At 39.7% G+C, this 20,249-nt stretch carries 15 protein-coding genes and 1 other annotated feature; of the genes, 6 read left to right on the top strand and 9 right to left on the bottom strand.

Going from position 1 to position 20,249, the window contains the following annotated elements:
- Window positions 1-55: 55 nt before the first annotated feature.
- Window positions 56-1,648: an amidohydrolase gene (locus PQ578_RS05410; protein ID WP_273832543.1), complete on the bottom strand. Its 1,593-nt coding sequence runs from the start codon at window positions 1,646-1,648 to the stop codon at window positions 56-58.
- A gap of 165 nt (window positions 1,649-1,813) precedes the next feature.
- Here PQ578_RS05410 and murG point away from each other — a divergent pair, with 165 nt between their 5' ends.
- Window positions 1,814-2,881, top strand: a complete 1,068-nt coding sequence (murG, locus tag PQ578_RS05405) for an undecaprenyldiphospho-muramoylpentapeptide beta-N-acetylglucosaminyltransferase (RefSeq protein WP_273832541.1) — start codon at window positions 1,814-1,816, stop codon at window positions 2,879-2,881.
- Between the two features lie 62 nt (window positions 2,882-2,943).
- On the opposite strand, the gene mbcS is transcribed toward murG, so the two are convergent.
- The 4 genes from mbcS to PQ578_RS05385 all read right to left on the bottom strand — a co-directional run bounded on the left by mbcS (window position 2,944) and on the right by PQ578_RS05385 (window position 7,306).
- A complete protein-coding gene (gene mbcS / locus PQ578_RS05400) occupies window positions 2,944-4,521 on the bottom strand; it encodes an acyl-CoA synthetase MbcS (protein ID WP_273832540.1) in 1,578 nt (525 codons plus the stop codon).
- 153 nt (window positions 4,522-4,674) lie between these two features.
- A complete protein-coding gene (locus tag PQ578_RS05395) occupies window positions 4,675-4,875 on the bottom strand; it encodes an alpha/beta-type small acid-soluble spore protein (protein ID WP_098444548.1) in 201 nt (66 codons plus the stop codon).
- 89 nt (window positions 4,876-4,964) lie between these two features.
- Complete coding sequence (thiI, locus tag PQ578_RS05390) at window positions 4,965-6,161, bottom strand: tRNA uracil 4-sulfurtransferase ThiI (protein WP_098444549.1); 1,197 nt, start codon at window positions 6,159-6,161, stop codon at window positions 4,965-4,967.
- Between the two features lie 5 nt (window positions 6,162-6,166).
- Entirely contained in the window at window positions 6,167-7,306 is a 1,140-nt protein-coding gene (locus tag PQ578_RS05385; protein ID WP_273832539.1) for a cysteine desulfurase family protein, read from the bottom strand.
- Window positions 7,307-7,588: 282 nt separating this feature from the next.
- On the opposite strand from PQ578_RS05385, the gene brnQ reads away from it, so the two are divergent.
- Window positions 7,589-8,908 carry a branched-chain amino acid transport system II carrier protein gene (brnQ, locus tag PQ578_RS05380; RefSeq protein WP_273832538.1) on the top strand — a complete coding sequence of 440 codons (1,320 nt, stop codon included), beginning with the start codon at window positions 7,589-7,591 and terminating at the stop codon, window positions 8,906-8,908.
- Between the two features lie 114 nt (window positions 8,909-9,022).
- Here the strand turns inward: brnQ and ezrA are convergent, their stop codons facing one another.
- Entirely contained in the window at window positions 9,023-10,720 is a 1,698-nt protein-coding gene (gene ezrA, locus PQ578_RS05375; protein WP_273832537.1) for a septation ring formation regulator EzrA, read from the bottom strand.
- Window positions 10,721-10,943: 223 nt separating this feature from the next.
- Between ezrA and hisJ the strand changes: the two genes are divergently transcribed.
- Window positions 10,944-11,777, top strand: a complete 834-nt coding sequence (gene hisJ / locus PQ578_RS05370) for a histidinol-phosphatase HisJ (RefSeq protein ID WP_420541508.1) — start codon at window positions 10,944-10,946, stop codon at window positions 11,775-11,777.
- On the opposite strand, the gene refZ is transcribed toward hisJ, so the two are convergent.
- The gene (refZ, locus tag PQ578_RS05365) at window positions 11,764-12,417 is read right to left on the bottom strand and encodes a forespore capture DNA-binding protein RefZ (RefSeq protein ID WP_273832536.1); all 654 of its coding nucleotides are present in this window, start codon (window positions 12,415-12,417) and stop codon (window positions 11,764-11,766) included. The two genes, hisJ and refZ, sit on opposite strands and share 14 nt — an antisense overlap.
- Window positions 12,418-12,567: 150 nt before the next feature.
- Here refZ and PQ578_RS05360 point away from each other — a divergent pair, with 150 nt between their 5' ends.
- Window positions 12,568-13,053, top strand: a complete 486-nt coding sequence (locus tag PQ578_RS05360) for a GAF domain-containing protein (RefSeq protein ID WP_098444554.1) — start codon at window positions 12,568-12,570, stop codon at window positions 13,051-13,053.
- 80 nt (window positions 13,054-13,133) lie between these two features.
- Here the strand turns inward: PQ578_RS05360 and megL are convergent, their stop codons facing one another.
- Window positions 13,134-14,315 (bottom strand): methionine gamma-lyase, encoded by a 1,182-nt coding sequence (megL, locus tag PQ578_RS05355; protein ID WP_273832535.1) that lies wholly within the window; start codon window positions 14,313-14,315, stop codon window positions 13,134-13,136.
- 345 nt (window positions 14,316-14,660) lie between these two features.
- Here megL and rpsD point away from each other — a divergent pair, with 345 nt between their 5' ends.
- The gene (rpsD, locus tag PQ578_RS05350) at window positions 14,661-15,263 is read left to right on the top strand and encodes a 30S ribosomal protein S4 (protein WP_273832534.1); all 603 of its coding nucleotides are present in this window, start codon (window positions 14,661-14,663) and stop codon (window positions 15,261-15,263) included.
- 105 nt (window positions 15,264-15,368) lie between these two features.
- Here the strand turns inward: rpsD and tyrS are convergent, their stop codons facing one another.
- Window positions 15,369-16,634 carry a tyrosine--tRNA ligase gene (gene tyrS / locus PQ578_RS05345; protein WP_273832533.1) on the bottom strand — a complete coding sequence of 422 codons (1,266 nt, stop codon included), beginning with the start codon at window positions 16,632-16,634 and terminating at the stop codon, window positions 15,369-15,371.
- 80 nt (window positions 16,635-16,714) lie between these two features.
- Window positions 16,715-16,937, bottom strand: a binding site (T-box leader).
- Window positions 16,938-17,077: 140 nt separating this feature from the next.
- On the opposite strand from tyrS, the gene PQ578_RS05340 reads away from it, so the two are divergent.
- Window positions 17,078-20,236: a transglycosylase domain-containing protein gene (locus PQ578_RS05340; RefSeq protein ID WP_273832532.1), complete on the top strand. Its 3,159-nt coding sequence runs from the start codon at window positions 17,078-17,080 to the stop codon at window positions 20,234-20,236.
- The last annotated feature ends 13 nt before the right edge of the window (window positions 20,237-20,249 follow it).

Raw genomic sequence — 20,249 nt, 5'->3', positions numbered from 1 at the left:
AAGCGCCGCATACTATGCGGCGCTTTTTTATTGATTTAAAGTTGATTAAGACAAATTAGATTTTTTCATACACAACCGTTTCATCCACAACCGTCATAACCGGTTTTGTTTCAAGTATAAGGTCTGGCTCACAGTGAAAAATATCACGATCTAAAACTGTAAAATCCGCAACAAAGTTCTCTTTAATCATACCTCTCTCATGCTCTCTTCCAATAGCAAACGCACTGCCTTTTGTAAAAAGAGAAACGCTCTCAAACACTGACAACTTTTGTTCAGGATAATACCCACCATGAGACTCTTCAGGACGTTTTCGTGTAACAGCTGCATGAATACCTAGTAATGGATTGACAGGTTCAATTGGAGCATCCGATCCACCAGCAATGGGAACCCCACTTTCAAGAAGGGTTTTCCATGCAAAGGACATTCCCATTCTACCTTCTCCAAGACGTTCTATAACCCAAGGAAAGTCTGATGCGACAAATCTTGGCTGGATATCGAGAATAACTGAAAGCTCTTTTAATCGCTTTAACAAATCTTCACGCATTACTTGAGTATGGATCAGACGATCTCTCAAACCGTATGGAGCAGGGTACTGTTCAATGGCTTCAATCGCATATTCAAGAGCCAGGTCACCAATGACATGAATGGCCACAGGCATATCATGCGACCTCGCTTTCTTTACAAGTTCAGTCAGCCCTTCAATGCTGTGAATGGCAACTCCTGACGTATCAGGGGAATCATTGTATGGATGACTTAACAATGCCGTACGTCCTCCCAGTGCCCCATCAGCAAAGATCTTCATTGCACCAAGTTCAACATAGTTTGTTCCATCGCCAAAGCCCAGCCCCTGTTTTCGCATGTCTTCGATAACTTCGTGATGAACGAGTAGATTCGCTCTGAATTTGCGCTGACCATTGATCACATTCAAAAAGGTTTCGTACGTACGCGTAAATCCACCGTAATAGTTTAAATCTTCACTATGACCACCTGTCACTCCTTGTGCAACAAGATCATCTACTGAACACGAGAGTGCTTTTTCGAGAAACTCGATGCTTGCCTCAGGCATCGCATTCTTAACTAATTCCTGTGCACGGTCAAGCAAATATCCAGTTGCTCTGCCGTTACTATCACGCATAATTACGCCACCTTCAGGATCAGGCGTATCATCCGTAATTCCCGCAAGATCGAGCGCAATAGAGTTAGCAAGAATCGCATGTCGACATACTCTTGTTAACATCATCGGATGATTTGGCGAAATCTCATCCAACTCGTCACGATGAAAGATTTTTCGATCCTGAAAGTTGTTTTCATTCCAACCTTCTCCAATCACCCACTCAAATGGGGCAATTTCATCTACTTTTTTTTCAAGGAGACGTTTCATTTCTCCTGCAGAAGCAGCTTCCGATAAATTAAGGCGAAGGAGCTTTTCCCCGTGCCCAATCATATGAAGATGACTATCGACAAATCCAGGAATCATCACATTTCCTTTCAAATCATACTTTGCCGTCATTTCTTTTCCGAACATCGAGGTAAGTTCTGATTTAGACCCGACCTTTTTTATTCGGCCATTTTCTGTATAAACTGCTTCTACTGTTTCATTTTCATGTTCAAGCGTATAGATCTTTCCACCAAACCAAAGCGTTCCCACTGATGTTCTCCCCTTTATGCGATTTGTGAGCTTATTGTATCATTCCTATTATAAACTGTGAATCTTCTGGTTTTTCTTCAAACTCTTGGTTGATTTTTCAATCATGATACAATAAGAATATCTAAAAGAAAGTGCAAGACAATTGTTGAAGGTGAGGAAATCACGTTGAAGAAGAAGATTTTATTTACAGGCGGTGGATCAGCCGGACACGTTACCGTTAATTTAGCTCTTATCCCCCGTTTCTTAGAAGAAGATTGGGATATCCATTATATCGGATCTGAAAAAGGGATTGAACGCCAGCTTATTGAACCCGTTAAAGGCGTTACGTATCATCACGTTGCAACCGGAAAGTTAAGAAGATATTTTGACTGGAATAACTTTAAAGATCCTTTTAAAGTCATTAAAGGCGTCGGAGAAGCTTTCTCCATTATTAAACGAGAAAAACCATCTGTTATTTTTTCAAAAGGTGGATTCGTTTCTGTCCCGGTTGTAATTGCTGGTAAAATGAACGGAGTACCTGTCATTATTCACGAATCTGATTTAACTCCCGGCCTTGCTAACAAAGTAGCAATTCCTTTCGCATCAAAAGTGTGCACCACTTTTCCAGAAACTGTGAAACACCTTCCTGAAAATAAAGCAGAATACATTGGGGCTGTTGTCCGAGATGAATTAAAAAGCGGAAACCGATCAAAAGGACTCTCATTCGCTGAATTTAGTGGAACAAAACCAGTAATGCTTATCATGGGAGGTAGTCTAGGAGCAAAGCGGATCAACGAATCGGTTCGTAACCAGCTCAATCAGTTGCTCCAAACATTTGACATCCTTCACCTTACCGGTAAAGGGCAGGTTGATGAGTCACTTCAAATGAAAGGTTACAAACAATTTGAATATGTAACAGATGAACTTCCCGATCTATTAGCAATGGCCGACTTAATCGTTTCTAGGGCTGGATCGAATTCCATCTTTGAATTTCTTGCGCTAAAGAAACCAATGCTGCTCATTCCACTATCTAGAGCAGCGAGTAGAGGTGACCAAATCTTAAATGCTCAATCATTTCAAAAATCGGGCTATGCTAACGTTTTATTAGAAGAAGATTTAACTGACTCTTCTTTCTTAAGATTAGTACGCGAAACTTATGAGAAACGGTCAACCTACTTAAAAGCAATGGAGCAAGATAATGCCGGAGATCAAGCGAAAAAAATCGAGTCATTGATTAAAAGCATCGCAAAATAAAAAGAAGAGGACCAAAAAATGGTCCTCTTCTATTATATACATATAAGATCTGTTGTCTTATTTTATGAAGCTCCCTGCTTTTCTTTTTGTCGGAGTTCAATTCTTCTTATCTTTCCAGACGTGGTCTTTGGAAGTTCTTCAATAAATTCAATCTTACGGGGGTATTTGTACGGCGCCGTCAGCTCTTTCACATGATCTTGAAGTTCACGAGTTAACGCATCACTTGCCTGACTAGCATCTTTTAATACAATATATGCTTTAACAATATTCCCTCTTACTTCATCCGGACTTGCCACGACGGCACACTCCTGAACAGCTGGATGCTTAACGAGAGCATCTTCCACTTCAAAAGGTCCAATGGTATATCCAGAGCTAATAATAATATCATCACCTCTCCCCTCAAACCAGAAGTAGCCATCGTCATCTTTGGACGCCTTATCCCCTGTTAAATAATAATCCCCTCTATATGCCATCTGTGTACGCTCTTGATCTTGATAGTACTTTTTGAAAAGAGCTGGCACATCTTTATGCACGGCAATATCGCCAACTTCCCCAACTTGAACCGGCTCTCCCTCTTCATTAATAATTTCCACCTGGTTTCCTGGGGTTGGTTTCCCCATTGATCCTGGTTTTACTTCCATTCCTTTTAGAATACCAACAAGCAATGTATTTTCCGTTTGACCGTAACCGTCTCTTACATCGATTTTAAAATACTTTCTAAACGTATCAATAACTTCACGATTAAGAGGTTCTCCCGCTGAAACGGCACTTCTAAGCACGGGAAGGTTGTAGCGATCCAAACCATCTACTTTTGCCATTAATCGGTATTCTGTCGGAGTACAACAAAGAACATTGATGTCATATTTGGAAAGGAAACCAAGATATGCTTCAGGATCAAATTTACCACTGTATAAGAATCCAGTAGCTCCACTGCCTAACGTAGCAACAAATGGACTCCAAATCCACTTCTGCCAACCAGGTCCTGCTGTTGCCCAAACGTTATCACCTTCTTGAATATCAAGCCAAGATGCAGAAGTGGTTCTTAAATGAGCATACGCCCAACCATGACTATGCACAACGCCTTTTGGATTACCAGTGGTACCTGACGTATAGGAAAGGAATGCCATATCATCACGCAATGTGCTAACGCCCTCGAAAGAAGCGCTTTCATTTTCGGATTGTTGAAGTAATGGAAGCCACCCCTTTGTTTCTTTCCCGACACTGAACTTATATTTCAGAGATGGCGCATCACTTTCTACCCCTGCAAATGCTTCAATTAATTGCGATTCACAAATAACCGCCTTTGCTACAGCATGATTTATTCGGTATACCAGATCCTTCTTCCGTAACATTTCCGAGGAAGGAATTACGACAAGGCCAGCTTTTAGACATGCAATGTAGACAGCATATGTATCAATAAGCCTAGGCATCATAATTAATACGCGATCTTGCGGTGCTAATCCTCCACTTGTTAAAGCACCGGCAATGCGGTTCGCCTTTTCAAATAATTTCTTATATGTAATTTCCTGCTCGTCACCTTGATCGCTTCGCCATTTTAAAGCAACCTTGTCTTCATTAGAAACAAATCGTTCCATTTCACTTGTTAAATTATAATATTCTGGTGCAATTAAATCTTGCATCGTGTGCCTCCTCTATTATGTAATAGTTACATTATACACAAAAGTTTGAAAGTTTTGAATCTATTCAAACGAAAACATCGGAACATATAACGCTGCTGGAGAGCAAAAAAGAGGAAGATGCTGATGCATCTTCCTCTGAGCCAATTTATTCAATTATTTGGAATATCCTCCGAATTGTTGTTCAGACTGCTGAACAAGACGCTTTGTGATCTCGCCACCAACTGACCCGTTTGAACGTGAAGTTGAATCAGGACCAAGATTCACGCCAAATTCAGAAGCAATTTCATATTTCATTTGATCTAGAGCTTGCTGTACACCTGGAACTACAAGGTTGTTTGAACTGTTGTTTGCCATGAGTTAATCACCTCCTTGCTCATATCATGTGATAGACAAGAAGGTGCTATCCTTAATAACTTATGGCATTGGGGTAAAATGTTGGAAGTCTAAAGCAATTCATCAAAAGAATCGTCTTTTTCTTTAATGAGGATCGTTTCAACACCATTTACCGCTTCCTCAACAAGTTCATCAATTGGCAAGTATTGTTCAAATTTATTCGCATGCTCACGTTTCGGCTTTGTTTTTGGAGCTTCAGGCAAGAATACCGTACAACAGTCTTCGTAAGGGCGAATCGAGATGTCATACAAATCAATCGCTCTTGAAATTCTCATAATTTCAATTTTATCCATCGAAATAAGTGGCCTTAATACCGGGTAGTTTGTTACCTCGTTAATCGTATTCATACTCTGAATTGTTTGACTCGCAACCTGGCCAAGACTTTCTCCCGTCGCAATGGCCAAAGCATTATTTTTCTCAGCAAGTTTTTCTGTAATGCGCATCATCATTCTTCTCATAATCGTCATGCTATAGTTATCTGGCATTTCCTTTTGAATCGCCTTTTGCGTATTTGTAAACGGAACAATATGAAGGCGAATATCCCCACCATAACGGGACAGAACTTTTACAAGGTCCTCCACTTTTTGTCTCGAACGTTCACTTGTAAAAGGAGGACTGTGAAAATGAACAGCCTCAACTTTTACGCCTCGTTTCATTGTAAGATAGCCTGCAACAGGACTATCAATGCCACCAGACAGCATTAGCATCACTTTATTATCTTGTACAGTTGGCAATCCACCTGCACCTTCGGAATTATTGCAGCTAAGATAAGCGCCATCTTGCTTCACTTCTACTTTCAATTCCATATCAGGATGATGTACATCAACAGTCAATTTCTCTGTGTTACTTAATACATATCCTCCAATATCACGGTTCATATCCTGCGATCGGTGCGGAAACTGTTTGAATGGCCTTCTAACCGTTACCTTAAATGTCATACTTTCGTTGCCCATTTGATCTTTCACTAGCTGTAAGGCTTTTTCTTTAATCAAATCAATATCGTGGTCTGTTTTTATAGCCACACTTAAAGAATGAATCCCAAAAATTGTTTTAAGTTTCATTAAAATTGGTTCTGGGTCCTCGTCATTAAGTTTAACAATCATTCGATCAAAAGATTGATGTACTTCAATTGCCGGATAATCCGACAATACTTGCTTCACTCTTTTTTTCAAAGATGTAATAAAACCTTTTCTATTTTTCCCTTTAAGAGAAATTTCACCGTAGCGAAGGATGATGTGATCATACATAGCTATTACCTCATTACTTGTTTTAGTTTTGGTACTTCAGTTTGCAATTCGTTTAGAAATATATCAATTTGCTCTTTAGTCGTTTCAAAAGAAAGACTAATTCGAATAGCAGATTTTGCACGAATCGTGGTTAAACCAATTGCCGCTAATACATGGCTTATTTCAGCCGTTTTTGATGAACATGCGGAACGCGTAGAAACATAAATCTCTTTTTCCTCGAGCGCATGAATTAATACTTCAGGTTTAATACCAGGAACTGAAAAATTCACAATATGTGGAGCACCAGACATTGAACTATTTAGCTCAATTCCCTCGATAATTGATAGCTCTGCAAACACATGCGTTCTTAAAGTTTCCAGCATTCGTTTTTGCGTTTTTGCTCTATTTAAATACAAGCGAAGAGCCTTTGCCATCGCAACAATTCCCGGGCCATTTTCTGTACCGGAGCGAATTTCCCTTTCCTGTCCTCCACCAGAGAGGAGTGGAAGCAAAGTGATCTTCTCTCGTTTAATTAATAAACCATTTCCTTTAAGACCGTGAAATTTATGAGCTGAGTACGAAACCAAATCGGCCTGAACATGATTAAAATCAAGCGGTACTTTTCCAATCCCCTGGACATCATCAATATGAAAAAGAGCACGTGACTTCTGCTTAATAAGATGTCCGATCTCTTTAATAGGTTGAATTGAGCCCAGTTCATTATTCACATGCATAATGGAAACAAGAATGGTATCAGGAGTGAGTGCTTTTTTTAGCTCATCTAAAGATATCTTCCCATCTTGATCAACTGACAAATAGGTTACTGAAAATCCTAATAATTCAAGTTGTCGAAATGCTTCTAAGGTAGAGGCATGTTCGATGCAACTAGTTATCAGATGCTTCCCCTGGTTCAAGTACTGAAATGCTGTTCCTTTGATAGCGAGATTATTACTTTCTGTTCCACCTGAAGTAAATATAACTTCATTTATTTTAACGTGCAATAACTCTGCAATGCTTGACCTTGCTTGGCGAAGTAACCTTTCTGCCTCTCCTCCTTTTCGGTGAAGAGAAGAAGGATTTGCAAAAAACTTTTCAGACGCTGTACGAAAAGCATCGAGCGCTTCGTTATACGGCTTCGTAGTAGCACTATTATCCAAATAAATCATATTATGACACCTTCAGTCATCTTTTATTTCCAACTAATAATCTTACCATAGGTTAAAGTAATTACCAAATCAACTATTCTATCTTGAAGAGAAGGAACGATAGAATTAAAACCTTTTCACCTATGGTTGATATTACCAAAGTCGTTTCATTCCATATGCGAACAGAAGATAAATAGTCAGAATAATTAATCATTAAAAGAAACGTTATGATTCGTCGATTAATTGTGTTAATATGAAGTCCGAAAATTAGGACATGTTAAACAGTTGATTCAGGAGGCAATTATGAAACTAAAATTATCGAATAAAGACACAATGACGATCGGATTAATGCTATTTGCGCTCTTCTTAGGAGCGGGAAATATGATCTTCCCTCCAGCGCTTGGAAACTCTGCAGGTGAAAACATTTGGATCGCTACAGCTGGCTTTCTTATTACAGGTGTCGGCTTACCACTTCTTGGCGTAACTGCTATTGGATTAACAGGTGGAAGTTTAAGGGATATCGCATCGAAAGTACACCCGCTTTTTGGACTTATTTTCACTGCCATTCTCTACCTTGCAATCGGCCCATTCTTCGGAATACCGCGCACGGGTACTGTAGCTTTCGAGATCGGTGTTGTGCCATTTCTAAATGAATCTACAAACGTAAATGGATTGCCTTTATTTCTCTATACTCTTATTTTCTTCGGGTTAACATTCTGGTTATCATTAAACCCGACAAGGTTAGTGGATCGAGTCGGAAAAATACTAACCCCACTTTTAATTTTAGTTCTAGGTAGTCTTATTATTGGAGCATTTATAAATCCTCCTGGACCTTTATCTACGCCTGCACCTGATTATAAGAGTGGCGTGTTCTTTAAAGGCTTTATCGAAGGATATCTTACAATGGACGCAATCGCTGCCCTTGTATTCGGAATCGTTGTGATACAAGCAGTCAACGATAAAGGTGTCTCTGATCGCAAGAACGTTTCAATTGCTGTACTAAAAGCGGGCATTCTTGCAGCGATTGGATTAACGGTCATTTATCTTTCATTGGCGTATATCGGTGCAACAAGCACGAACCTTGTTGGATCCGCTAATAACGGAGGAGCGATATTATCGAGTATTGCTAGCTACTTATTTGGCTCATTAGGAACGCTTTTGCTTGGATCGGCGATTACCTTCGCCTGCTTAACCACATCGGTAGGGCTCGTAACCGCCTGCGGAGAATATTTTTCTAAAACATATCCAAAGCTTTCCTACAAAACCGTTATTCTAGTCGTTACGCTATTTAGTACATTCGTTGCGAATCTCGGTCTTACACAGCTTATTACGTTTACTTTACCTGTTTTAATCGCCATTTATCCGATTGCTATTGTTTTAATTTTTCTAACGTTTATTGATAATGCTTTTCCAATTCACCACTATGTTTATAGGGGAGCGATTATCTTAACAGTCTTCATTAGCGTGCCAAACGCTCTAGAAGGAGCGGGAATCACTTTGCCGGGTATGGGTGTAATGCAAACACTGCCGCTTTATAGCGAAGGCGTAGGATGGATTATCCCAGCCATTGTAGGCGCTGTGATTGGCCTCTTACTCTCCAGAACAACTAAACAAGTGTCGTAATTCAAGAACGCAGGCTATCCGCCTGCGTTCTTTCTCTTTTGTTAAATGGTCATTCCCTGAAACGAACCAAAAGGGAGATCTTGCCACAAAAAAAAGCTCTCCTCGAAAGGAGAGCTACGATTTAACAGGTTCTCTTACATCATTTTTTAGAGTTTGAAGCACCTGTGGATCTACTTTTTCAATTGCAGCTTCAGCTGTAGATAGGGCATCATCATACTCATATTGTCTAAAGTGATCTTCTGCTTTTTGTAGCAATTCATCCACACTTCGATGCTTCCCACGATACCGATTCCCAAACTGGATCAAACGTTCCGTTAAGATAGCGTCTTCGACAAGTTTCTTCGTAATTTCCGTGCTGTGCTCAACCGCACGTTCCGCGTCAGCTAACACTTCATTAATTTGGTAGATATCAAGCGGTACGTCTGAAAGGCGTTCACTTAATTCGATAATAATGTCTTCAGCTAGTTCATAGCCATCAAGATAAGACTCAGGTATGCCTGGTAAATTACTTAATTTCATCATTCTTCTAGATTCGATTAACTTCCGCTTCAGATCTTTGATCGTATCAAGTGCTTTAAGCTCATCTCGCCTAAGCATGTGCAAGTTTTCTTTCTGAATCTGCATTTCGTGATCAATTGTTGCAAGATCTTCTTTTAGAGAAAGCACTGTCTCAGCAAGAGTCGTATACGCTTGTTGATTACCATCTACCGCTTCTCGAACAGCATTAAAGCGAATATGCATATCTGAAATTTTCAGTTCGATATCTTTTATCATGTTTAGTTCTTGTTCTTCTAACCGATAGCTTAGTTGAACAACGTTCGTTTCTTCCTGTAAATCCTGAAGATAAGAATTTGTTTTGAACAATTCATGTTCAATCTCTTCTACTTTTTCAGTAACGAGGTGCCTTGCATCTACCTCGGCTTCTAATTGGTCATATAATCCCTCAATACTTCTTCGTACCGAATCGATTTCTGTTTTCATTTCTTGAACTTCGGTTTTCTCAATGGCAGATTCAAAACGTACGAGGTCCGATTCTACCTGTTCGATGTGATCCTGAATTTCCAAGTGATCCAGGACATAGCCCTCAGATGCCATCGCAGAAGTACCATCTTCAAGCTCTTTCAATTGAGCAGGTATTTGCGTATGAACTAATGCAATTAATTCGGGTGTCACAGCAATTTTATCCTGAACAGCTGCTAACCGCTCTTGAATTTCCATTAGTACACTTCTTGCCTCAAGGTAATTTCCTTCTTCTGTCAGCTGTTCATAATGCTTAAGATTCTGTTTTAGCTCATCAAGCTCTGCATCAAGCGTTGGATAAGCCTTTCCAAGCGAACGGTTCTGAGATAATAGCCGTTGCTTTGCTTCCCTAAATACTTCTTGGACAGAAATAATGTCCGTTCGGTTTTGCTCTTCACTTGAAACAAGTTCATTGATATCTTCCAACATTAATTCAATTCTCTTTTCAATTTGCTCTAGCCGTTCGCGCGTTTCAACGAGAGTCGCTTTCGCTTTTCGAAAGCGATACTTCTCCGCTGCTTCTTCTGTATCCATGAGCTGTTCTTCTAGATTAGGAAGTTTAACGGCAACAATTTCGTCCCACTCTTCACGCCACTTCTCAAATTTCTCTTCCGTTTGCCCTGACATTGTTAATCCCTTTACTCTTGAGATCTCATCAGTTACAGGTCTATTCAATATATCAATCTTCCATTCTTCTAGACGATCGATCTCATTGTATATTTTTCTTCTAGCAAAAGTGCCATATAATATGACGGCAACCAGTAAAATAATCGCAATGACAATATACTCCAACGGAAGCACCCCTTCTTCCACATCATCAATTTATGTATACATGCTAATTAAGCAGTCTAAATCATCAGATATAGATCTTTTATAAACAAATATGTAGGAAATTCATTAATGTTTTTATGATACCATGTAATTACCTCTTTGACTAAATAAATTCAATATTCGACAGCTAAATTCCTTGATTATATTATAAACTTTTTCATTTTTTGAAAGAAGGTGCTTTAGAATGAATATTTCATATGATGGACACATCCACTCTCCTTTTTGTCCACACGGCTCCACTGATCAATTTGAAGAGTACGTAGAAGCAGCAATACAAGCAGGTTATAAAGGAATGACTTTTACAGAACATGCTCCCCTCCCTAAAACCTTTACTGATCCTGTTCCAGACAAAGACAGCGGGATGAAGTGGGGGGACGTTCATCGTTACTTTATTTCCATTCAACAACTGAAAGAAAAGTATAAGGGTTTAATTGAAATTAATAGCGGACTTGAAGTTGATTATATTGAGGGTTATGAGGAAGAGACGAGACAGTTACTTGATTCAGTTGGTCCACTTCTAGATGACGCCATTCTTTCCGTCCACTTTATCAAACACGGCGATTTCTATACATGCTTGGACTATAGCCCAGAAGCATTCAATGACCTTATCCAAGCGTTAGGTTCGGTTGAAATGGTTCATAAAAAATATTATGAAACTGTGCTAAAGTCCGTTAAATCCAATTTAGGAAATTACAAGCCTACTCGTATAGGACATATGACACTTGCAAATAAATTCCAGAAAAAATATCCGGTTAGTAATGATTTTCAAAGCGAAATAGCTACTATTCTTATTGCGATTAAAGATCACAACTATTCTCTTGATTACAATGGTGCTGGTACAGTGAAACCACTTTGCGAAGAACCCTATCCAAGCGATCAAGTCGTCAAAGAAGCGTTAAAACGAGAAATCCCTCTCGTCTATGGCTCAGATGCCCATAGTGCAAAAGGGATTGGTCAGGGAGCAGATCGGCTGATCACTCATTTGCTTCAAAAGCCAAATATAATCAACCATTCATAACAAGCGGGCGCTCGTCCCACTTCTTCTCTTTACAAACAGTTAACTGAATCCACTGATATAACTGCTTGTTATATTTTTCTATAAAATAACGTTCATTCGGTTGAATATGATGCACTTCGAGAATATATTGCGGGTGTAAAAAAGGCATCGAAAGCATCCCTTTCATTTGCATCACAATATAATCAATGGGTTGAGGGCGAAACTCTTTTCTCGCAAAACCCACTTCTAGAATCCTAGTGAAATAATACTTTTCTTTCGCCAGATAAGTGGTCATAATTTCCCGAACAAGAACAGAATCGAATGTGATCTCTCGGTGTACAAATCGAGCTAACTGTCTATTCAAATACTGATATTCCATCACACGCTCAATTGCTTCAATAAGACATGTTTTTGCTGAGTGCCCTTCCAGCTGTTGATATGCAGCTTCAATTTCTTTTACATACCCTTCAAGAAAAGAAGTCATTAAAAACTCAGCTAATCCCTTTTTTCCGTTAAAGTAATAAGAGATTAGTGCAACGTTCACCTCTGCTTTACTCGCAATATCACGAACTGAAGTACCGTGGAATCCTTTGGTGTTAAAGAGTTGAATGGCGGCCTGGATGACACTTCGCTTCGATACTGTATCTCGCTCCTGTTTCACTAGGAACCACCTCCAAATAGTTCGTTCTTAGTAACTCATTCGTTAATTGGTCCTCCATTCCTTTAATAATCGTGCGACAAAATATGTGTGTTCCTCAACAAGATTTGATATGATTATCATAATTTCGAGTTAAGGAAGAGGTGTTTTGACATGTTTGAGGTCGAATCCTATTCAGGTAAAAGAGAAAAAGACTATCAAATGGTAATTAAACAATTAAGAGCACTGCTAGATGGCGAGACGAATCAGCTAGCCAACCTTGCAAATGCTTCTGCATTATTAAATCAGTTTTTATCAGATGTGAACTGGGTAGGTTTTTATTTATACGAAAAAGAAACCGATCAACTTGTTCTCGGTCCATTTCAGGGGCTACCCGCTTGTGTCAGAATTCAGAATGGAAAAGGCGTATGCGGCACCGCATCCAAGGAAGGCAAAACAATGAGAATTGAGAATGTGCATGAGTTCCCAGGACATATTGCCTGTGACGCTGCGTCTCAATCTGAAATTGTAGTGCCCATTTTTACGAATGGGGCACTTCTTGGCGTTCTTGATATTGACAGCCCAGAAGTTGGACGATTTGATGAAGTGGACCAAGAGTATTTAGAAAAATTCACACTAGCATTGCAAGATTACCTTTAAGACCAGGTTTAATCTTCATCTATAAGAACTTTAAGTAATGATAAAAACCGTCCAATGGAGTTCTCCATTGGACGGTTTTTTTATTTTTCAAGCGCTTGTTCGATATCCCTCCAAATGTCTTCCCACGCTTCAAGTCCAATCGAAAGACGAATAAGCGATTCACTAATGCCCATCCGTTTTTGCTCTTCTTCAGGAACCACTGCATGTGTCATCGTCGCTGGATGTTGAATAAGCGTTTCAGCATCTCCAAGACTAACTGCAATTTTTATCATTCCTAGCCGATTCATAAAATTTTGCGCTTCTAGTTTACCACCATTTATTTCAAAGCTAATTAATCCTCCTGGGCTTTTCATCTGCTTTTGTGCAATTAGAAAAGAAGGCGATTCCTCTCTTCCTGGATACATCACATTCGTTACTGATGGATGCTCGATTAACTTTTGAACGATTTTATGAGCATTTGAGCAGTGACGATCCATCCGAATTGGGAGAGTCTTCAATCCCCGAAGGAGTAACCATGCATCAAACGGTGATAGAATTCCTCCGATATCTTTTTGTGTACTCTTTGCAATGGCAGTAATTGTCTTCTTATCACTTACAACCAGTCCCGCCACGACATCCCCATGCCCTCCGATATACTTCGTAGCGCTGTGCAAAACAATATCACATCCAAATTCTAGAGGGCGTTGTAGATACGGCGTAGAAAATGTATTATCTACCACAACCGTAATTCCTTTCTCCTTTGCTACAGAAGAAATCATTTCAAGATCAATTAATTTCAATGTTGGATTTATGGGCGTCTCTATATAAATAACCGTTGTATTTGGGCGAATAGCTTGTTGAATTTGTTCAAATGAATCAAGTGGAAGCAAATCATGCTCGATCGCAAACTTCTCTTCTAACATTTTAAGTAATCCAAACGTGCAGCCGTACACTCCTTCAGAACAAAGGATATGGTCTCCCGACTTTACAAGATACATAAGAACAGCAGAAACAGCTGCCATGCCTGAACCAAAAGCTAAACCACCCTCCGCATTCTCAAGAGAAGCAATCCTCTCTTCCAACATTCGAACAGTAGGATTTCCAAGTCTTGAATAAATGTAGCCAGGCTCTTCACCAGCAAACCTTCTTTCACCAGCTTCTGCTGTTTCAAATGTAAAAGTGGATGTTTGATAGATCGGTGATGCTAGACTATTATGATGTGATTTAGAATCATATCCATCATGAATTGTTTTTGTCTCAAAACGTTGCTCTCCCAAAGTCATAACCCCCTGTTATAAAATCACACATTACACTTTCATTGTAAGCGTTTTCAATTATAAGGTGAAGAGGGAATTATCTTTCTCAACAAGTCATTGACATCTTCTTATCCATCAAATCCCTACTATAGTTGACATCTCAATCTGAAAGAGTTACAATTGCATTTGTGTAAAATAAGAATGGGCAGCAGCGTGACGGGCTGCGATTTCATTGTGTTCCTTTTAATAGGTACGCCGCGTACCCTCCGGCTGTCGAGGTGAAGGCGTGTGAAAACACAATGTGCGCAAACCGGAATCACGACACTGTTTTTATTTTATACCAATAATAATGGTATAAAGGAGGAGCTAAATATGGCTCGTTATACAGGACCAAGTTGGAAAATTTCTCGTCGTCTTGGTATTTCTCTAAGTGGAACAGGTAAAGAATTGGAAAAGCGTCCTTACGCTCCAGGTCAACACGGACCTAACCAGCGTAGAAAGCTTTCTGAATATGGACTTCAGCTTCAAGAGAAGCAAAAGCTTCGTCACATGTACGGCATGACTGAGCGTCAATTCCGTCGTCTTTTCGATGATGCTGGTAAAATGAAAGGTGTTCACGGTGAGAACTTCATGATTCTTCTTGAAGCTCGTCTTGATAACCTTGTTTATCGTCTGGGTCTAGCTCGCACTCGCCGTCAGGCTCGTCAGCTAGTTAACCACGGCCACATCACTGTCGATGGCAAACGCGTTGACATCCCTTCTTACCGCGTAGCGACTGGTCAAGTGATCAGCGTTCGTGAGAAGTCAAACAACCTTGACATCATCAAAGAAGCAATCGAAGTAAACAACTTCGTTCCAGAATACCTTACTTTCGATGCAGATAAGCTTGAAGGTACGTTCTCTCGTTTTCCTGAGCGTTCTGAACTTCCTGCTGAAATCACTGAAGCTCTTATCGTTGAGTACTACTCTCGTTAAGCTGTTTCAACTCCCCGGAATTTATTCCGGGGTTTTTTTTATGTCCAGCAAAATTGATTTATACGAAAAAAGAGATGCTCCTATCGAGCACCTCTTCATTAACAATTAATATGTGAGAAGGAAGTATTTCTTTTTCCCTCTTCGAATAATAACGTATTGATTTTCAATTTGATCGCTTTCTGAAATCACCTTGTCTATTTCCTTACAGCGTATACCATTAATATAAACGGCGCCATTCTTCACATCTTCTCTTGCCTGACGCTTGGAAGATGAAATTCCAGCTTCTACAAGTAAGTCAATCAATCCTTTTTCATGATCTTCTACGTGATAGGATGGCACATCTTTAAACCCTAAACGAATTTCTTCAGCTGTTAATTGCTTTATATCTCCACTAAAAAGAGCTTCCGAAATATTGATCGCCTGCTGAAGCTTTTCTTCTCCATGTACGAGCTTCGTTACGTTTTCAGCAAGTGTACGGTGCGCTTCTCTTTTTTCTGGTGCTTCTAAATGCTTCGACTCAATTTCTTTAATCTCTTCAATACTTAAGAATGTAAAGTAATTTAGGAACTTTACCACATCGCGATCATCTGTATTAATCCAGAACTGATAGAATTCATAAGGAGATGTTTTATCAGCATCTAACCAGATTGCGCCACCTTCTGACTTACCAAACTTGGAGCCGTCACTTTTCGTAACAAGTGGAAACGTTGCACCGTATGCTTTCGTCGATTCTTCGCTTCCTTCTTCTTTACGAATTAATTCAAGACCAGCCGTGATATTTCCCCACTGATCACTACCCCCAATTTGCAAGCGACAATTTTCTTTACGATAAAGTTGAAGAAAGTCATACGATTGAAGAATCATGTACGTAAACTCGGTAAAAGAAATTCCAGCTTCGAGACGTGATGTAACCGAATCTTTCGCAAGCATGTAATTTAAACCAAAGTTCTTTCCTACATCGCGAAGAAATGGAATCACATTCAATTCGCCGATCCAGTCAAAGTTGTTTACAGCTTTTGCAGCATTCGCTTCTGTACCAAAATCTAAAAAGCGCGCTAGCTGACCCTGTAATTTATTGGTCCATTCTTTTACAATAACTTCGGAATTTAACGTACGCTCATTCGAACGACCACTTGGGTCTCCAATAAGTCCGGTTGCCCCACCAACAAGCGCAATCGGCGTATGCCCTGCAAGCTGAAATCTACGAAGCGCAAGAACTGGCAACAAATGTCCAATATGAAGACTATCAGCTGTTGGATCAAATCCTGAATAAAGCGCAATTCGGTTGTTAGACAACTCTTTTTCAAGACCTTCTCTATCGGTCACCTGATTTAACAGGCCTCTTGCTTCTAATTCATCTAAAATGTGCATATCAACGTCTCCTCTAAATCATAGTAATTCCCTAATACAAGCAATTTACAGTTCTACAAACATAAAAAACCCCGCCCCCAAAAAGGGGCGAGATTGATCGCGGTACCACCCTTGTTGAAGAAAGCATGCTTTCTTCCACTCAGTCAGAATAACGGTCTGAACCGTCTAATGCTACACAGACATTGTCTTTCCCATTAGAAGCTCATGGAGGTAATTCACATTTTCCTTTATGCTAGTTCTCACCGACCACCAGCTCTCTGAAAAAGGGAGAAAAACGCTACTTTGTCCAATCAAAGCATGTCATTCATAAAAAAACACTATTTAAATTAATATCATAAACGGAAAACCATGTCAATTCTAACCCTACTGATATCCCTACCAGTTTATACAAATCTCGACGACATATGCTATAATAAATAGGATTAATTTGAGGGGGTATAGGAATGCGAGAGCTTTTTTCTACTATCAGGCAGAAGTGGAACGCGTTCATTGATAGATTACAAGAATACAACATATTATCCGGCTCCAGAATTGCCTATAAAGTTGTTTGGAATCTTTTTCTGATCTTTATAGTAATTGGTCTTATGGGCACTTTTTTCGCCGGTGGCGTTGGTGCGGGATATTTTGCATCGCTTGTAAAAGATGAACCGATTCGCTCTTACGATGAGATGAAGAGTGACGTTTATAACTACGAAGAAACCAGTGAGGTCTATTTTGCTGGAGACGTATTTCTTGGAAACTTCCGTTCAGATATTGAGCGTAAAGAAGTTGAGTTAAAAGACGTTTCTCCTCTTCTACAAAAGGCGGTCATTTCCACAGAAGATGAATACTTTTACGATCATGACGGCATTGTTCCTAAAGCAATTGGACGAGCTGTACTGCAAGAAGTTACAAATTCAGAAGACCGCAGTGGTGGGAGCACACTCACGCAACAGCTTGTTAAAAACCAGATTTTGACGAGAGAGGTTTCATTTGAACGAAAAGCAAAAGAAATGCTGCTCGCGCTTCGACTGGAAAACTTCTTTAATAAAGACGAAATTCTAGAAGCATACCTAAACATTGTTCCTTACGGACGTAATGCTTCTGGTAATAATATCGCAGGCGTTCAAGCAGCTTCACAAGGCATATTCGGAGTCAATGCAAGTGATTTAAACTTGCCTCAAGCTGCTTTTATTGCTGGTATTCCCAAAAACCCTTATACATACACCCCTTTTACAAACTCGGGTGAGGTGAAAGAGGATCTTTCAGCTGGAATCGACCGGATGGAATTTGTTCTTTATCGCATGTATCAAGAAGAAACAATTACCGAAGATGAGTACAACAAAGCGCTTGAATACGATATTGAAAAAAACCTAACTAAATCTTCCCCTTCGCCAGTTGAGAAATACCCATACCTTACATTTGAGATTGAAGATCGTGCGAAACGCGTTCTTGCAGAGCAGATCGCTGATGAAGAAGGATATGATGGAGAAAAGCTTGCGAAGAGCGTGGACTATTATAACCAAATAACTTATGACGCTAATGTTACTGGAAGATCTGCAACAGAAATAGCTAAGAAAATGGATTTAAAGTGGGAAGAAGTTCAAGAAAACTCTGATGTCTTTCTCGAATTTATGAGCAATGCTGAGAAGGAACTCCGAAAAAATGGATACAAAATTTACACAACAATAGACAGAGATATTTATGAATCTATGAATGCTGCAAGAGATAAAGTTTTAGAAAATGGAAGCTACTTTCAAAGTTCTAAAACAATTTCCGTGCAAAACTCCCAGACAGGAGAACTCGAAAACAAAGAATTCCCCATGCAAGTGGGTAGTATCTTAATCGAAAATGAAACTGGAAAGATTCTTTCTTTCGTGGGTGGGAGAGATTTTGCAGAAGAAGAACTTAACCATGCTACTGGTGCTTATCGTTCAAATGGTTCTACGATGAAACCATTGCTTGACTATGCTCCTGCAATGGAAGTAGGAAAAGTTCAGCCAGGCTACATTGTGCCAGATTTACCGATTAAAGAGGGATATAATCCTGGTAACTACTCATCGAATTATCATGGTCTTGTTACAGCCCGAAAAGCATTGGAAAGATCATACAACGTTCCTGCAGTTCGTATTTACAATAAAATGAACCCTGTTGAAGCAACAGACTATTTAGTGAAAATGGGCTTTAGTACAATGACACTTGATGACCGAACAAATCCATCAATGGCCATAGGTGCACTTCAACGTGGCGTAAGTGTAGAAGAAAACACGAATGCTTTTGGTACATTTGCTAATGGTGGAAAATTTGTCGATGCATACTTAATTGATAAAATAGTTGATAGAGACGGAAACACAATTTTCGAACAAAAACCAGAACCAGTCGAGGTTTTTAGTCCTCAAACAGCGTATCTAACGATTGATATGATGCGTGACGTAGTTAATCAAGGGACAGCCCAAGACATTCCAAACAAACTGAAATTCTCTTCGGATTGGGCTGGAAAAACTGGTACAGGACAAGACTATTATGATGCATGGTTTGTAGCAGTTAATCCTAATGTTTCACTAGGTGTATGGACTGGATACGATAAACAAATCAGTATGGATAGTCAATATGCCAATAGAAATAAAAACTTATGGGCATTATTTGCTAATGCTGCTTATGATAAAAAACCTGAAATAATGGACCCAGAAAAATCTTTCAAAATGCCAACCGGTATTGTAAAACGTTCTTTCTGTGGAATTTCAGGGAAGCTTGCATCTGACCTTTGTCAGAAAGCTGGTCTTGTCCAAACTGACCTATTTAACGCTAAATACGTACCGACTGAAGTGGATGACAGCCTCACTGAAGGACGTTATGTAGTGATGAATGGTAATACGTATCAAGCGCTTAGCTCCACTCCAGAAGAGTTCGTGTCGAGCGGAGTAATGATTAAAGAAGATTACTTCTCCGGAGTCGATCTTGCATCACTTCTACCATCTGAGTTTAAGAACCTAAATATTGTTTCCGAAGGCACTACTGCTTCGGAAAATGGTAAAAAACCAGGCGCAGTTGGTGGCCTTTCAATTAATGGATCAACATTAAATTGGGGTGCCTCAGGTGAAAGTGATATCGTTGGATACCGCATTTACCGAGCTTCGAACGGGAGCAGTTCCTTTACGAAGCTTGGAAGTATAAAATCTTCTGATGGTAGCTCATTCAACATCCCTTCTGGTGCTTATGCTTATTACGTTACAGCGGTTGATGTAGCTGGTAACGAATCAGGAGCTTCTGCTAAAGTAACAAGTGGAGATTGGTCTGAAAAGCCTGAACCTAAAGAGAAACCTGAACCAAAGCCTGAATCAGACGAAGGCAATGATCAAACTTCCGGAAATAGTAACACTGAGAATGAGGAAGCTACAGAAGATGAAGAAGATGAATCAAGTAATGCAGAAGATTCCTCTTCAAACGAAGATGGCGCTAATACTGAAAATAATGATAGTACAGAAGAAGATGATAATACAGAAGAAAATGAGAACAGCAACACCTCAAATAATAGTAGCAATAGCAATTCAAACGGGGCAAATGGGGCAAACAGCGAAAATAACGCTAACAGTTCCACTAATACAAGCAATAATTCGGATTAAAAAACAGCCTGTA

The sequence above is a fragment of the Guptibacillus sedimenti genome (assembly GCF_028610665.1).
Taxonomy (GTDB): domain Bacteria; phylum Bacillota; class Bacilli; order Bacillales; family Guptibacillaceae; genus Guptibacillus; species Guptibacillus sedimenti.
The sequence above is the reverse complement of the archived record's forward strand: the minus strand, read 5'-3'. Positions and strand labels throughout refer to the sequence as shown.